Source organism: Larkinella humicola (genome assembly GCF_008727875.1).
GTDB classification, from domain to species: Bacteria; Bacteroidota; Bacteroidia; order Cytophagales; family Spirosomataceae; genus Larkinella; species Larkinella humicola.
Genome location: NZ_VTWS01000004.1, coordinates 42,544 through 58,568 on the forward strand (window position 1 = coordinate 42,544; position 16,025 = coordinate 58,568).

Consider the following 16,025-nt stretch of genomic DNA (forward strand, 5'->3'; position numbering starts at 1 on the left):
AAGAGCATTCCTATGCCGCAAACCCTATCCAACTCCGTCATCCGGCAATTAAAAATTGTCTTTTCTATCTCCATATTCTTGCTGTTGATCAGTCTGGTGGCTTCATTTTACAGCACCCAGAAGTTGATCAGCAATTCCAAATTAGTCAACCATACCAACCAGATCCTGATCGAGTCGGAGAACATTATTTCGTATGTGAAAGATGCAGAAACCGGCCAGCGGGGCTATTTGCTAACCCGTGACCCTACGTTTTTAATGCCTTATGACGGGGCATACGGAAAGGTGGAAGCAAGTCATAAAACCGTGACGGATTTAACCTTCGACAACCCGGCGCAACAAAGAAATCTGGCGGAGGTGAAAGCCTTATACGATGCCAAATTTGCCCAGATGCGTCGGATTATCGAGATGACCCGCCGGGTTAGAGGATTCGCCAGTGACACCGTTGCGCGTCATACAGAAATGGTTCGGGGGAAAAAGATCATGGACGATCTTCGCGCTTTGGTCACCCGAATAAAAAGGGATGAAAACAGCCTGCTCAACGAGCGCCTGGAGCAGCAGCAAATTTACATTACCTATACGCCCTACTTATTGGTCGTGGCGGCTTTGGTCTCCATCCTGATCACGGCCAGTGCGTATATCCGCATAAAAAAAGATCTGGATACCCGCATTGCCCAACAGATAAAAGCTGAAGAAAAATACCGGGAAACCGCCGAGCGGATTTCCGTCATGGAAGACGTTACCTCCGACATTGCCGAGGGGAATTATGCGGCCCGGAGTCAGGAGAACCAGGACGATGAACTGGGCCAAATTGCCAAAGCACTCAATACGATGGCCGAGTCGCTGGAGACGACGTTCACGGATTTAAAAAATAGAAACTGGCTGCAAGCCGGAACGGTTCAGTTAAATGAAGCCATTCGGGGCGAGCGCGATCTGGAAAAACTGGCCAATAACCTGATTGCCACGCTGACCGGTTATATCAACGCGCCGATTGGAACGGTTTATATTCTTGATGATGATTCCAGCTTCAAACTGGCCGGAACGTTTGCGGCAACGCAGGCACCGGCTAGCGTCAGCATTGGCGAAGGGCTGATCGGCGAGGTGATTAAAAGCCAAAAACCGGTGATTATTCACGACCTGCCTCCGCAGTACATCAGCGTCAATTCATCGCTGGGAAACACGCCCCCCGTCGCTCTGGTCATCGTTCCGCTGGTGTATGCCTACCGCTGTATTGGCGTGATCGAGATCGGGCTGTTGAAAAAACCGGATCCGTTGGAAGTCGAGTTTTTGGAAGCCAATCTGGAAACCATCGCCATTGGGGTCAATGCCGCGCTGGATTACGCGAAATTGCAAAACTTCCTGGAAGAAACGCAGGCTCAGTCGGAGGAATTGCAGGCCCAGCACAATGAGCTGGAAAACGTCAACGCGGAGCTGGAAGCGCAATCGCTGAAGCTCCAGGCGTCGGAAGAGGAGTTGCGGGTGCAGCAGGAAGAATTGCAGCAAACCAACGCCGAACTCGAAGAACGCAGTTTCCTGCTGGAAGAAAAGAACGAAGAAATCCAGCGAAAAGCCGAAGAACTGGAGCTAACGACGCGGTATAAGTCGGAGTTTCTGGCCAATATGTCGCACGAACTCCGGACGCCCCTCAACTCGATCCTGCTTCTGAGCCGGTTACTGGCCGAGAACAACGAGGAAAATCTGTCGGACGACCAGATCGACTACGCCAAAGTGATTCAGTCGTCCGGCAACGGCTTACTGGGGCTGATTGACGAAATTCTGGATCTTTCCAAAATCGAGGCTGGTCAGATGAAGCTCGAATACCTGGATGTTTCGCTGCCCGAAATAACCGATGAGCTTCAGGCGCTGTTTGCTCCGCTGGCGAAAGAAAAAGGCCTGGACTTTACCATTACCGTCGAGAAAACGGTGCCTTCGGTCATTGAAACCGATAAAATGCGGCTGGGGCAGATTCTGAAAAACCTGATTTCCAATGCGCTCAAGTTTACCTCGAAAGGCGGTGTTACACTGACAGTAAAACGATTGACGCCGACGGATTCGACGCTCAGTTTTGTGGTGAAAGACACCGGGATTGGGATTCCTCCCGAAAAACAGCAGCTAATTTTTGAAGCCTTTCAGCAAGCCGATGGCTCCACCAAGCGAAAGTACGGCGGAACCGGTTTGGGCCTGTCCATCAGCCGCGAACTGGCGAAACTGCTGGGGGGCGAAATTGTACTTTCCAGTAAAGTGAATGAGGGAAGCGAGTTCACCGTGAACATTCCGGTATCAGCTAAACCGTCGGATGCGATTTCAGGAAGTCCGGCCCCGTATGTAACCCGCAGCCCGGAGCCGACACCCGTCAAAGAGGTCGAACCGGCGAATAAATACCTCAGCACCACCATTCCGGAAAGCATCCCCGACGACCGCAACGCTATTACGGAGCGGGATAAAACCATTCTGATTGTGGAAGACGACACGAACTTTGCCAAATCGCTGCTCGATTATTCCCGCCGGAAAGGGTATAAAGGCATCGTGGCCGTTCGGGGAGATGAAGGCCTGAAACTGGCGGGCATCTACAAACCGCTCGGTATTTTGCTGGACATTCAGTTGCCCATCATGAGCGGCTGGCAGGTGATGGATGCGCTGAAAGCCGATCCGCAAACCCGGCACATTCCGGTGCACATCATGTCGTCGCACAAATTGAAAAACGAAAGTTTGCTGAAAGGAGCCGTCGATTTTGTGGATAAACCGGTGGCGTATGAGCAAATGCACGAAGTATTTAAAAAGATTGAATACGTATTGAACCGGACGAGCAAAAAAGTCCTGATCATTGAAGATAACCCCCGGCACGCCAAAGCATTATCGTATTTTCTGGAGACTTTTAACATTCATTCGGAATTGCGAAGCAACGTGTCGGAAGGCGTCACTGCCCTGCAGCAGGATGAAATTGACTGCGTGATTCTGGATATGGGCATTCCGGATGTAAAAGCGTATGAAATGCTGGAAGAAGCCAAGAAAAATCCGGGTCTGGAAAGCCTGCCGATCATCATCTTTACCGGCAAAAGCCTGTCATTGGCCGAGGAACTGAAAATCAAAAAATATGCTGACTCCATTATTATAAAAACCGCCCATTCGTACCAGCGGATGCTGGATGAGGTGTCGCTTTTTCTGCATCTGGTGGAAGACACGAAAAAAACTGATGCGACCGGCGATTATAAAAAACTGGGGGCTTTGAGTCAGGTATTGGCCAACAAAACCGTATTGATAGCCGACGACGACGTGCGGAATATTTTCTCCCTTTCGAAGGCGCTGGAGAACTATAAAATGAACGTCATCACGGCGCTGGACGGGAAAGAAGCGTTTCAGAAATTGCAGGAAAATCCGGCGATCGATGTCGTTTTGCTGGATATGATGATGCCCCAAATGGATGGGTATGAAACCGCTAAAAAAATCCGGGAAAACTACCAGTGGAAGAACCTGCCGGTTATCGCCGTGACGGCCAAAGCCATGACCGGCGACCGCGAAAAGTGCATTCAGGCGGGCGCATCCGATTACATTACCAAGCCGGTGGACATCGATCAACTGATGTCTTTGTTACGGGTCTGGCTCTATGAACGTTCCTGAAACGGGCTTTTCGCGGGGTGAATAGAATTCAATAAAAAGGAGATCATGGGTAAAAAAAGGGTATTGATTATTGACGACGATTCACGGAATATTTTTGCCCTGAGCGCCACCTTACGGGCGAAAGCCTTCGATTGCATTTCGTGTACGAATGCACCGGATGCCCTCGACCTTCTGAAAACCGATGAAGAGGTTGACGTGATTCTGATCGATATGATGATGCCGGAAATGGACGGTTACGAAGCCATTCCGCGCATCAAAAACATCGAAAAGAGAGCCAAAACCCCCATTTTTGCGGTGACGGCGCAGGCCATGGTCGGCGACCGGGAAAAATGCCTGCGGGCCGGCGCGACGGAGTATATTTCGAAACCAGTGGATGTCGATCGGCTGTTGCAACTGCTGTCACGTGTTTAATCACTGGAGGATGATCGAAGAGGCTGACATTGATTTGGTGTTGAATGACCTGTTTGAAGTATACGGCTATGACTTCACCAACTACGCGCGGGCATCGTTGAAACGCCGGATAAGCCGGTTATTTCTGCTGGATAAGTTCCCCAGTTTTGCCGAGTTTCGATACCGCCTGAAGTCCGATCCGGGATACCTGAAACGGGTGATCGAAGGGTTGACGGTAACGGTTACCGAAATGTTCCGGGACCCGCTGTTTTATAAAGCATTGCGAACGGAAATCGTACCGACCCTGGCGGCCAAACCGTTCATTCGGATCTGGCACGCGGGCTGTTCGACCGGGGAAGAAGTGTTTTCGATGGCGATTGTGTTGAAAGAAGCCAATTTGCTCCACAAATCCTTGCTGTATGCGACGGATTTAAACCCGCAGGTTCTTGAAAAAGCGCGCCGAGGGGTTTTTCCGTTGGTTCAAATGAAACAGTACTCAGAAAATTACATCGAATCGGGCGGGAAAAATGATTTTTCGGCGTATTATACGGCGCAATACGGGCAGGTTAAGTTTGAGGAATCATTAGCCGAAAAAATGATCTTTTCGACGCACAATTTAGTTTCCGACCGGTCTTTCAATGAGTTCGATCTTATTCTGTGTCGTAATGTGTTGATCTATTTCGACAAACCGTTGCAGGAACGAACGTTAAACCTGTTCGACGAAAGCATCGGAACGCTGGGTTATCTGGCGTTAGGCTCGAAAGAAACGTTGAATTTCTCATCCATTAAAGCAAAATACCGGCAGTTGAATAAAGAAAAAATATGGCGGAAAATAGGCTGACCACCTCTTTTAAAGCCGTCGTTATCGGCGGTTCGGCCGGGAGTATCGAAGTCTTGTTAAAATTACTTCCGGCCTTAGCTTCACCCTTGCCAGTGGCCCTTATGATCGTCCTGCATCGCAAAAATTCGACGGATTCGTCGCTGGCCGATCTGTTGTCTTCCAAAACGATGATTCCGCTTCACGAAGTCGAAGACAAAGATCCGGTACTTCCCGGGGCTATCTACCTGGCTCCGGCAGATTATCATCTTTTGATTGAAAAAGACGAAGTGTTTTCGCTGGATGATTCCGAGAAGGTAAACTACAGCCGTCCCTCGCTGGATGTGACGTTTGAATCGGCCGCCGATGTCTACGGTTCTTCGCTGGTTGGCATTCTTCTGTCAGGCGCCAATGCCGACGGCACCGCCGGATTGAATCTCATTAAAGCGAGGGGAGGAGTGCTTATTGCTCAGAAACCGGCAACCGCTCAGGCCGCTTTTATGCCCCAGCACGCCATTCTGCATGCTCCCATCGACCGGGTGTTGGATGTCGATGAAATGGCGGTTTTCATCAATTCGCTCAACCGGCCCAACTAAGCGAAAACCGGTTTTATTGTTCTTCCACGTTACCCGCTCCCAATTCCTGAAACAACGTTTGCCAATACTGTGTCACGGCCGGATTGTTTTCTTTCACCGACGCATTCGGTGCAAACGGCAGAATCATCGACACCTCCGGACTGCCAATCGTGTAACGTTTCAATTGTTCGGCATCGGCTTTGGCCCAGCTATCTGCCTGCGCATTGTCTTTGGGGGGGGTTTTGTGAAAATCCCGGCGACCGGCACTGTATACGCTCTCGACCATGTCGCTGAGGTAATACACTTTGACGGTGGCACCGCTCTCGTTGGCTTTGGCAATTACGGGCAAGCTGGCCCAGATATCGGTTTCCTTGTTCGACGACGACGCGTTCGGTGCGGCCAGTTGCTGCAAAACGCGCTGACGGATGGCGGCTTTTTCACGGCCCAGCGACAAATCGAAACTGGTTTGGGCGGCTTCGCGGTCGGTGGCGTTGGCACTGCTGATGTCTTCCATTTCGGAGCGGGCGGTCACCGACAAGGCGCGGGCTTTCGACGTGTTTTCGTGGATGAAATAGACGTCGAGTTTATCGCCCTTGTTGCGGATGTTTTGCTCGATGATCTCGTTGACTGCGCCCTGGTATTTCTGGGAAACAAAGGCTTTGTTGGCATTGACGCTGACGGATTTGTCGAGGAAAATCAGCGTGTAAAGCGGTTCAGCTTTCGCCGTGGTGGGGTCCGCTTCCTTGCTGTTGTCGGACGAGCAGGCTGCGAGTGTGAGGAGCAACACGCAGCTAAAAAGAAAATTTTTCATAAGAGCTTAACAGTCATCCGATTTTCGGGGCCAAATCGTCGGGCCGGTGAAAGATCGGAAAATGGTTTTTTGTAAAACGTCGCCTACGGTGAGTTGTTTGCCTTTGGGGTACCTGATCCGTAATAATTTGTACTTTATCTTTCAATAGTTATCTGAATCACAGCTTTTTCCGGTTGACGATGAAAACCGTGTTTCCGAAAATCAAATGTACCAACAAACTCTGTATCTTGCTTACTCTGCTGATTCATCAACCCCCTCCTTACGGTATGAACCGCGTTTTTACCCGACTGTTCACGTTCGTCGTCGTCCTCATTTCCCTTTCCCGCCTACAGGCTCAGGTCACCAATGCACCCGCCCGCAACGAAGGCGATGGCCCCCACAAACGGCTCATTATCCGGGGCGTTACGCTCATCAACAGCACCGGAGCCCCCCCGGTGGGGCCGGTCGACATTGTGGTGGAGAAAAACCGCATCACCCAGATCCGGCAGGTCGGCTTTCCCGGCGTTCCGATCGACGCGGCCCGACGTCCGCAGGCCGGTGCGGGCGACAAAGAACTGAATTGCGAAGGCATGTATTTGATGCCCGGGTTTGTCGATATGCACGGCCACATTGGCGGCAAGGCGCAGGGAACGCCCTCCGAATACGTTTTCAAGCTGTGGCTCGGCCATGGCATCACCACCATTCGCGATCCGTCGGCGGGCAACGGCCTCGACTGGGTGCTCGACCATCGGGGAAAAAGCGAGCGCAACGAAATTACGGCCCCGCGCATCAAAGCCTATACGTCGTTTGGAATGGGAGCCAAAGAAACCATTTCGACGCCGGAACAGGCCCGCGCCTGGGTGCGCGAGAACGCTAAAAAAGGAGCCGATGGCATCAAGTTTTTTGGGGCTGAACCGGAAGTATTCAAGGCGGCTTTGGAAGAAAACAAAAAACTGGGACTGCGCTCGGCCTGCCACCACGCCCAACTGGAAGTGGCCCGGATGAACGCGCTGGCGACGGCCAAAGCCGGTCTGACGTCGATGGAACACTGGTATGGGTTGCCCGAAGCGCTGTTTGAAGACAAAACCATTCAGACCTATCCCGCTGATTACAATTACAACAACGAGCAAAACCGCTTCGAAGAAGCTGGCAAGCTCTGGCAACAAGCTGCCAAACCGGGAACGGAAAAGTGGAACAAGGTGATGGACGAACTGATTGCGCTCGATTTCACCATCGACCCGACGTTCAACATCTACGAAGCCAACCGCGAACTGATGCTGGCCCGCCGGGCCGAGTGGCACGACGAGTATACGCTCCCGGCCCTCTGGCGGTTTTACGGCCCCAGCCGGATTTCGCACGGTTCCTACTGGCACAACTGGGGAACGGAGCAGGAAGTAACCTGGAAACGCAACTACCAGCTCTGGATGGCGTTTATTAACGAATACAAAAACCGCGGTGGCCGCGTCACGGCGGGGTCCGATTCCGGGTTCATTTACCAACTCTACGGTTTTGCCTACATCCGCGAACTGGAACTGCTGCGCGAAGCCGGTTTTCACCCACTCGAAGTCATCCGGGCAGCCACGCTGAAAGGTGCCGAAGCACTCGGGATGGCCGATCAGATTGGTTCCGTGGAAGTCGGGAAGCTGGCTGATTTCGTGATTACCGAAGAAAACCCGCTGGCCAATCTGAAGGTTCTCTACGGCACCGGCGCGATTCACCTGAATGATAAAAATGAAGTGACGCGGGTCGGCGGGGTAAAATACACCGTGAAAGACGGAATTGTCTACGACGCCAAGCAACTGCTGGCCGACGTGAAGAAGATCGTGGCCGACGCCAAACTGAAAGAAAACTTCGAAATCACGCAGCCCGGTGTGGCTCCGAAAGCCGGGAAACTGTCGGGAGCAAAACCGCAGGAGTGAGTCGGCGACCTGGTTGAGGGTACACTATTCCATACCTATTAAATAAGGGCTTTCTGGATCCAGAAAGCCCTTATTTAATTACATCCGGTTTCGGGAAACGGGGATCGGTCAGAATCTGCTTCAACTGGTTCGTGTGTCGAACGGTGTGTGCAATCATCATGAGGGCGTTCTGGTGTAAGTCCCGAATTTCCCGTTTTCCGCTGCCGCTTTTCCGGAAAACATAGAAGGATCGCATATCGACCGTTGCATTTTTGGTGAAAAACTCGACGGACTGATCGCGGGCCGTATTGAAGATGCGGACGCAGGTTTCCTTCGAGGTATAGCGTTGCAGTGGCAGGTTCGTACCCCGGGCTTCGCTTTTGTTTGGTGACGTGGCGTAATCCCGTATTCGCTGATCGGCACCCGCCGTAGAGTCGCGGTACGAAACAGGCATGGTAGGTTGTGCAAGTGCCCACCAGAATTCCCGAACATACCCTTCTTCAATGAGTCCGAGGTGCTCGACAATATCGTTGGCCGACCAGCTTTTTTCATCTAACCGATAAAAAAACTGCTTTTCGGTGAGTGGTTTAACGGTATTGAGCAGTTCCTGACGACTTTGCTCAAGCATTGTCATGATTTCATTTTTGTCGGTTTCCGACCAGCGTTCGCCGGGTTTTTGGGCCAGAACATTTTCTGACCAAAGCAGGAACATCACGACAAGGGTAAAGACGGTTTTCATGAAAGAGGACAATTTTAGGATAAAAATGGGATTGATGCCACAAAAATGCCCTTTCCCGGTCGTCTCTCATTGTATAAATGCGACATATTCTCTCGGAGCAGCGCAGTTTGTTTTCATACAGCCAAATGGCTACGATTTCAGGTTCTGAAAAACCGGTAATACGTCTTTGAAACTTTCACAGCGTAAAACCACCAATTCAGCGGGGAACCGGCCCAGTCGAGGTGTCGGAGTTCAAATTGGTAAAACTTTCCTTGCACCCGGCTTCCCGGAACCTGAATGGTCAGATAGCTACTGGTATCCTCGTCAAAGTTACTGGGTAACGAAACATCCCGGGTTCTTGAGTTGGCGGTCGCCGGATGGCCCCATTCCCTATCAATCAATTCAAAACGTCCGCCCTGTGTATTCGATGGATCGATACTATACAGAAATAGCCTGAATGTGATCGTATAGTGATGAACCCGGCTATCGTCCGAGAAAAGGTACAGCAGTTGTATCCCTGGAAACTCTGGCGGAGGCCCGGCCAGATTTCCCATCATTCCGGAATGAAAAACGGCGATTCCACTGTCGAAATGTTCAGACACGCCAGCATCGACATAGGTAGCATGAGAAAGGGTCAGGTGTTTACCGGGTCCGTGCTGGGGTGAGGCCACGCTAAATGTTTCGAGTTCGGCGGAAGCAAGAGGATCAAATAAATCCGGCAACTGGGTTTTCATCTCGGCGGCCAGTGCTGAATCGTATCGCGCCAGCCGCTGGAGGAAAGCAAAATGGGTTAGATCAAATCGCTGTTTTCTAAATCCGGTCAGACGGATTTCTTTCAGCCGTTCGGCCAACGCCTGCCATTCTTGTTCCTGCTGGCCAATGTTCTTGTCTGTTTTCGGTTCCATACGCTAGTCACGTAGAAAATAAGGATGAATAAATATGCACACTGACATAGATCCGATGCGTAAGTATTGAATTGAAAGTAACCGGATTAATTATGGGCTGTATTGGGAGATAAATGGATTCCACCAAAGCCATTATTGTGCGGGGTTGGTGGTTGGTGTGGCATTCGGGCACCCAATAAGCAGTTCGATAGGTCGCGTTAATAGGGTATCGGCAGCAAAGGGATTCGGACCGATCAGGACCAGTTCAATATCCAGACGGTTATCGAGGGGTATGATCTGCGTAGCACCGGTACCAGCGGCCAGAACACCCTGAGCAACCGGTAAACCGTTCACATTAAGGATCTTAAAATCCAGCTTCAAATCCGCTGAGGCAAATCTTATCCCTTCCAGGGTGGTATTTTTGCAAATGACTGCGCCCGTCCTCTTTTCATCCAGAACATCGGAGAGGCTGATGGTTACAGGGTTTGTTCGGTTTGAAGCGATCGATTGACTTCTAAAAACGGGTCGAAAGGTGATGATTCCGCCAGTTGGACCCAAAAGCGTAACGGTGCGTTCCTCTTTAACTTCCCCCGCAAGCCCTCCGCCGGTGACCGCTACGGTGAATACATAGTCACCGGGCCCGTTAAAAATAGGGTTATCACCTGCTAAGGATTGACTGAACGAGAGAGAGCGGCCAATAATCTGTTCGGAATTATCGGGCCTTTTTACGGATAAGATTACATTGAATGCCCGACCACCAGTCGTATCAATCTCATATTGAATCGTTACGCTACAGAAAGCGGTGGGGCAGATGAATTGCCGGTCTATTACAAATTTCTTGATCCGTTCACGGGGAAATACATGGACGCGAACTTCCGTGGGATCATTCAGCATAACGTAGCCAGCAACAGCGACTACTACGATTCCAACGGCTACCAATAAAACAATTCCCATGATTTAGATTGATGTTGTGAGTTAATGAGAAAGATCATACGGTTATAGTCGTAAAACCCACACGGTGTGGAAACAGTCGGACCGGATTATTTCATTGCAGGGGTGCGCACGGGAGAGAAGCCAGCAATTCCCCCGATCTTCAGAAAGTCACTTTCCCCCCTTCTTCTTTCCAGGTTCCTTCGCCGGTGGCGCTCAAAAGGGGGCCGGTGTTGGGGCCGCTGCCTTTGATTTTGGCAAACCGCCCGGTTCCGCCCGTAAAGGTGGTGGTGCCGGTGATGCTGCTCGATCCGACCTGCGTGGTCATGGTAGCATAAATCTTGTCGCCATTGGTGGCCGTGTGGGTAACTTTATGCGTCGCGGCTCCGGTGGTCACGCCAAAATCGAATTCATCCACGAATGTCACTGTGCCGGCAAACGAAAATGATCCGGTGCCTTCGATAACGACCTTCGCGACCGGTTTGCCATCGCTTCCCTGAGCAATCTGCTGGCTTTTGGTTTTGAAACTGAATTGGGCCGTATAAGCCGCATTTTCCTGTTCGAATTCGGAAACCGTTTCTTCTTCTTTTTTACAGCCTGCCAGCAGCGCGAAGATCAGGAGCAACAGGACGGAAGTAGATGCTTTTTTCATCGTCAATGGTGATTGCGTAGAGATCGGGTGAGGAGTAAATTTCCGGGATTTCATTTTCTGCTGCCATCCCCAATTGTGGGGATGTCGCAGAAATAGCGAAAGACGTTGCTTCATTGCCTCCTGTGTACAGCAGCACAATCTTTCATCGTAGAATCTTTTTCATGCGTGAAAACCGGGTTAAAAAAACCAACTAAAAACCGTATTTAGCGAGCCACTTTCCTTTTATAGCGTCTTTGGCCTGCACATATTCCTGATCCACGCCGTCGGCCGCCAGATCGAGTGGCGTACGCAGGGGGCGTTTTCCTTTTTCCATGTTGACTAAAGCCAGAGCCGCATCGGCAATGACCTGTGGATTCGCCTGGGTTCTAGCCATCGCATCTTCCAGCGCCTTCCCGGCAACCGTCATAAACTGACTGACGGCTTCTCCGTAGGCATCGGCGATGTCGGGCCGGTCAAAATAGGAGGACTTGGTAAACAGGTCGGTCGGGTAAGCGCCGGGCTCGATCAGCACGTTTTCAATGCCCTGGCTTAGTAATTCGGCGTAGGAGCCTTCGGTGAGGGCTTCGAGTGCAAATTTTGACGCACAATAGGGGACCACAAACGGGAAAGAAACCAGACCATAACCGCTGGAAATGTTGATAATCAGTCCGTTCTGAGCCTTTCGCATGGCGGGCAGAATCGCCTGATACAATCGCAGGACGCCGTAATAATTAACATCCATAATCCGGTGGACCTGCGGCACCGAAAACGCTTCCTGAATACCAATACCGTAGATACCCGCATTGTTGATCAGCACATCGATCCGGCCATGGATTGCCAAAACCTGCTGTACGACAGTCTCCACATCGGTGTCGCTTGTGACATCCAGTTCCAGTACTTCTGTACCGGGCAACGTGGCCAATTCCTGCGCGACCAAAACGTTTTTTCCCTGTATATCCCGCATCGTAGCGATGACGGTATGACCGGCGGCTGAGAATGTATGAACCATCAGTTTGCCGAAACCGGTGCTGGTGCCGGTGATAAAAATTACGTTTGCCATGGTCTGGTCTAGATTGTTAGGATGAAAAATTGACGGTTAGAGGGATTGATTGATTTGCATGATCGGTTGCGCATCGGTAAAGTTGGGTAGATCGGCCAGCAAGGCGGGGGCGTGAGCGATCAGGGCGGTTTGTAGATCCGCCAGCGTGGCAAAATGGAGCCGGGCAATGACCGTGTAGGTCGGTGGTGTATCCGGGGCCATTCCAGCCAGGCCTTGTTCCAGATCGATGCCCACCAGGCCGTCTGGTGTAAGGTGCTCACGCACCAAAGGCGTATGCTGGTTCAGGTAATAGTCCAGATCGAATCGCGTGTCGGCGGTTTGGGGGTAAAGGAGTGTTGCCGTAATCATGAATTTAGACGGTTAGATTCTTGATTGAAAAAGGTGGGAATGTTGGATTGGAAATGGGTAGGGGTTTTATAGTTTATTATGCTTTGTGTGAATAGCGTTTACGGGACTCGTGGTATTCTGGCAATGGCTTGATCCGGTGTCAGACGATGAACAACAGGCTCAGCATGGCAATCAATACAGCGAAGACTGACACCAATAACATGATTTTCCAGCCCCAGCTGTTGATTCGTGGTTTCATAATGGCCTGATCGTTAGGATCAAAGGTCTGCCAAAGTGTGACGTTATACCATACCGCAATCGCGGCATATTCACCTACCACAGGTGTGGTATTTTGGGGAGGAATTAGAAGAAGGGGCTTATTAGACCGGAATTTCGATATGGGTTTGCGTACCCTGACCCGATTCTGACATAACCTCATACCGTCCGCCAAGGAGTTGAGCGCGGTGCCGCAGGTTCTGGAGGCCATTGCTTCGGCTGGTGGCCTGTGCCACATCAAACCCAATGCCGTTATCTTCGTAAGTTAGCTGAATGCCGTCCGGAGTTCGGGATAGCGTGAGGGAAACGTGACTGGCCTGAGCATGTTTCAGCGCATTCTGGAGCAGTTCCTGCACCATCCGATACAGGTGGATTTCGAGCGAGTGTTCAAGCTTTTCAGTAAAACCGGTTGCCTGAAATGCCACTTCCAGTTTACCCGTGGCGTTGACGCGCCGGGCTAGTTCGTGAAGCGCATTCACAAGCCCGATACTGGCTAAGGTGCGCGGGCTGAGGTCGTGAATCAGTCGACGGAGGTCGTCAAGGGAGTCATTAATCAGGTTTTCAGAACGTTGTTTGAGTTCGATAACCGGAACTTTGCTGTCTCCCAGCATATTCAGGTATAATTTGAGTAATGACAGATTCGCCCCCAATCCATCGTGCAGATCCTCCGCGAAACGTTTTCGTTCGGTTTCCTGGGTGCGGGTCATCACGGCCAGTTCGGCTTTCTGGCGTTGCTGGAGAATGTGAAGTCGGTAGAGATAAAGCCCCAGCAATCCACCGAGCAATAGCAGTAACATACCGGCCCGAAACCAGAGGGTCTGATACCATTCCGGTTCGACAACGATGGTCAACGGATGGACAAGTTCAGTCCAGGTTTGGCCGTCCAGACTCGCTTTCACCTGAAACTCGTAGGAGCCGGGGGTGGGATATGTGTAGGTTGCGGTTCGTTGGTTGCTTACGTAATTCCACGTATCATCAAAACCTTTGAGCCGGTAAGCATATTGTACCTGGGTCGGGTTTCGATAAAAGAGCGACGCAAAGTCCAGGGTCAACATGGCCTGGCTGTACGGAACGCGGACTTGGTTCGTAAACATCAACTGATGGTTGAGAATACCGTCGGCTGATGGGATTACGGATTGGTTGAATAGCTTCAGGTCGGTCAGGTAAACCGGGGCGTGATTTATAGTCTGGGTAAGTTTTTTGGGGTCAAGCACAACGATGTGCCCGTTTGTGCCCCAGAAAAGCTCCCCTTTTGCATTTTTAGCTTTACCAAAAAACAGAAAGGTATTGGAAGGCAAGCCATCCTTGGTTTTATAGGTCACAAATCGACGGGTTTGTGGATCGAGCCGGGCTAGCCCATTCAGCGTACTAAGCCAGATCATTCCCTGGTTATCTTCCAGCACGGTCAGCACGGAGTTACTGGGTAAGCCATCACTTTCCGTAAAAATCTGGATTTTCTTTGTTTTAGGATTCAATACGTTGATACCTCCGCCAAAGGTTGCGATCCAGATGTTACCGTTACGGTCTTCCATCAGATCGCTGGCAACGGAATAGCTCAGGGCAGTCGTGCCAATTGTATCTTTCGTCTTATCCTGATTCGGCCTAAAATGCTCAAATTCCGGTTTTTGCCAGGTTCCTCCCGTCAAATGCGATAGACCGCTATCCCATTTACTAATCCAGATGGTACCATCGCGCGCTTGTATGATCCGGCTTACGGCAATACCGCCGATGACATCTTTCCCGTAATGGTGCCATTGACCCGATGGTTCACGCATGCTAACGCCCTGAAAATACATGCCAAACCATTGGTTGTGGGCTTTATCTTCGAGGGTTGTCATAACGAAAAAGCCAGGTTTATAAACGGGTTTTTGGGGCGATTCGATCAGCCGCTCCAGAACCTGGGGTTTCTGGTTTGGCTGGTACGGACCAACCTTCTGAGCCGTAAGTGCGGTTATCCAGATGTTCCCATCCTTGTTCGGAATAATCTGCGTGGTGCGTGTGGTAGGAATTTTATCGGGCAAATACCGTTGCGTCCGGCGGTCGTATTGCCACACAAAATTCTGCCCGCCAACCCAGAGTATCCCATTGGTATCTTCGTACAGCGGTAAGCCATCATTGCCTTGCGAGTCGGCAAACGGGATTTGTTGAAAAGGCGAAGGGATTAAATCGGTAAAATAAAGCCCTTTTTCAGTACCAATCCAGAGCAAATGAGACTGATCTTCGAATACGTGTTGAATAACGTTGCTGTGCAGATTATTAGGACGTTCATCACTTACAAAGTGATCGGTTCTATTCGTTTGGGAATCCCACCGAAACAGACCATGTTTTTGCGTACCAATCCATAAGCTTCCATCAAAGGCGGCACAAATTGAGGTAATTGCTTTATTTCTCAGCGCATCGGGTATGGGTTGGGGTTTCCCCCGCCATTGTTGCAGCCCTTTATCCGTACCAAACCAGACACGCCCCTGTTTATCAGGAACAATGGTGTTGATGCTATGGCTAAAACGTAGTGAATCCAGCAAAACCAATCGTGGCTTTTCAACCCGGATATGTAGCAATTTCCCATCCTGGCTCGCTGCCCAGACAGTGTGGTCAGCATCTTCCCAAAATGAGCTAACCCGTTCGCTGGCTAATACATCATGTTGGGCTGAACCGGGAAGAAAATGGCAGATACTATTGGCACCACCGATCAGTATGGAACCATCGTGCAGCGTTAGGGCCGTACTGTAGGCGGGGTTAAGGTCCCTGACCAATCGGATGCGGCTGATGGCCCCCGTCCGTTTATTCAGCCGGTTTACAACATTCCCGTTACCCCAGGTTCCAATCCAAAGCTCCTGACCAGTTTCGACCAGCGCCGACACAAGGTTGTGATTGAGGGTGTTCTCTTTCTGAGGATGGTTTCGATGCGTAACCATATTCTGCCCATCGTAGCGAAACAGGCCATTCATCGTTCCTACCCACAGAAAACCCTGCCGATCCTGATGAATAAGGCTAACCGAAGTTTCCGCATTCAGGTCACCGACTGTCAGGTGTGTAAACCTGTTTGGTTGTGCCTGGGCAAACGTCGCCAGTATAAACAGCACGAAACAAAGATGCCGGACTCGCATACCGTCA

General features: G+C 50.9%; 13 protein-coding genes. 5 read left to right on the top strand and 8 right to left on the bottom strand.

Features of this window, described 5'->3' with window-relative positions; genetic code table 11:
- Positions 1 to 12: 12 nt before the first annotated feature.
- The 4 genes from F0P93_RS16090 to F0P93_RS16105 are packed head-to-tail and all read left to right on the top strand — an operon-like array spanning position 13 to position 5,418.
- Positions 13 to 3,615, top strand: a complete 3,603-nt coding sequence (locus F0P93_RS16090) for a response regulator (protein WP_150877673.1) — start codon at positions 13 to 15, stop codon at positions 3,613 to 3,615.
- Between the two features lie 45 nt (positions 3,616 to 3,660).
- Positions 3,661 to 4,026, top strand: coding sequence for a response regulator (locus F0P93_RS16095; RefSeq protein ID WP_150877675.1), 366 nt, complete (start codon positions 3,661 to 3,663; stop codon positions 4,024 to 4,026).
- Between the two features lie 10 nt (positions 4,027 to 4,036).
- Positions 4,037 to 4,846: a CheR family methyltransferase gene (locus tag F0P93_RS16100; protein WP_150877677.1), complete on the top strand. Its 810-nt coding sequence runs from the start codon at positions 4,037 to 4,039 to the stop codon at positions 4,844 to 4,846.
- A complete protein-coding gene (locus F0P93_RS16105; protein WP_150877679.1) occupies positions 4,828 to 5,418 on the top strand; it encodes a chemotaxis protein CheB in 591 nt (196 codons plus the stop codon). The genes F0P93_RS16100 and F0P93_RS16105 overlap by 19 nt, the downstream gene beginning before the upstream one ends.
- 13 nt (positions 5,419 to 5,431) lie before the next feature.
- On the opposite strand, the gene F0P93_RS16110 is transcribed toward F0P93_RS16105, so the two are convergent.
- Positions 5,432 to 6,208, bottom strand: coding sequence for a hypothetical protein (locus F0P93_RS16110; protein ID WP_150877681.1), 777 nt, complete (start codon positions 6,206 to 6,208; stop codon positions 5,432 to 5,434).
- 266 nt (positions 6,209 to 6,474) lie between these two features.
- On the opposite strand from F0P93_RS16110, the gene F0P93_RS16115 reads away from it, so the two are divergent.
- Complete coding sequence (locus tag F0P93_RS16115; protein ID WP_150877683.1) at positions 6,475 to 8,106, top strand: amidohydrolase family protein; 1,632 nt, start codon at positions 6,475 to 6,477, stop codon at positions 8,104 to 8,106.
- Between the two features lie 70 nt (positions 8,107 to 8,176).
- Here F0P93_RS16115 and F0P93_RS16120 read toward each other — a convergent pair whose 3' ends face one another.
- From F0P93_RS16120 to F0P93_RS16150, 7 genes are all read right to left on the bottom strand, one after another.
- Entirely contained in the window at positions 8,177 to 8,824 is a 648-nt protein-coding gene (locus tag F0P93_RS16120) for a DinB family protein (RefSeq protein WP_150877685.1), read from the bottom strand.
- A gap of 137 nt (positions 8,825 to 8,961) precedes the next feature.
- Positions 8,962 to 9,708, bottom strand: coding sequence for a hypothetical protein (locus tag F0P93_RS16125; RefSeq protein WP_150877687.1), 747 nt, complete (start codon positions 9,706 to 9,708; stop codon positions 8,962 to 8,964).
- A gap of 132 nt (positions 9,709 to 9,840) precedes the next feature.
- On the bottom strand, positions 9,841 to 10,641 hold the full coding sequence (locus F0P93_RS16130; protein ID WP_150877689.1) for a hypothetical protein: 801 nt from the start codon (positions 10,639 to 10,641) through the stop codon (positions 9,841 to 9,843).
- 139 nt (positions 10,642 to 10,780) lie between these two features.
- Complete coding sequence (locus tag F0P93_RS16135; RefSeq protein WP_150877691.1) at positions 10,781 to 11,269, bottom strand: hypothetical protein; 489 nt, start codon at positions 11,267 to 11,269, stop codon at positions 10,781 to 10,783.
- 190 nt (positions 11,270 to 11,459) lie between these two features.
- Positions 11,460 to 12,308: an SDR family oxidoreductase gene (locus F0P93_RS16140; RefSeq protein WP_150877693.1), complete on the bottom strand. Its 849-nt coding sequence runs from the start codon at positions 12,306 to 12,308 to the stop codon at positions 11,460 to 11,462.
- Positions 12,309 to 12,344: 36 nt separating this feature from the next.
- Positions 12,345 to 12,656 (bottom strand): EthD family reductase, encoded by a 312-nt coding sequence (locus tag F0P93_RS16145; RefSeq protein WP_150877695.1) that lies wholly within the window; start codon positions 12,654 to 12,656, stop codon positions 12,345 to 12,347.
- A gap of 359 nt (positions 12,657 to 13,015) precedes the next feature.
- On the bottom strand, positions 13,016 to 16,018 hold the full coding sequence (locus F0P93_RS16150) for a sensor histidine kinase (protein WP_150877697.1): 3,003 nt from the start codon (positions 16,016 to 16,018) through the stop codon (positions 13,016 to 13,018).
- Positions 16,019 to 16,025 lie beyond the last annotated feature (7 nt).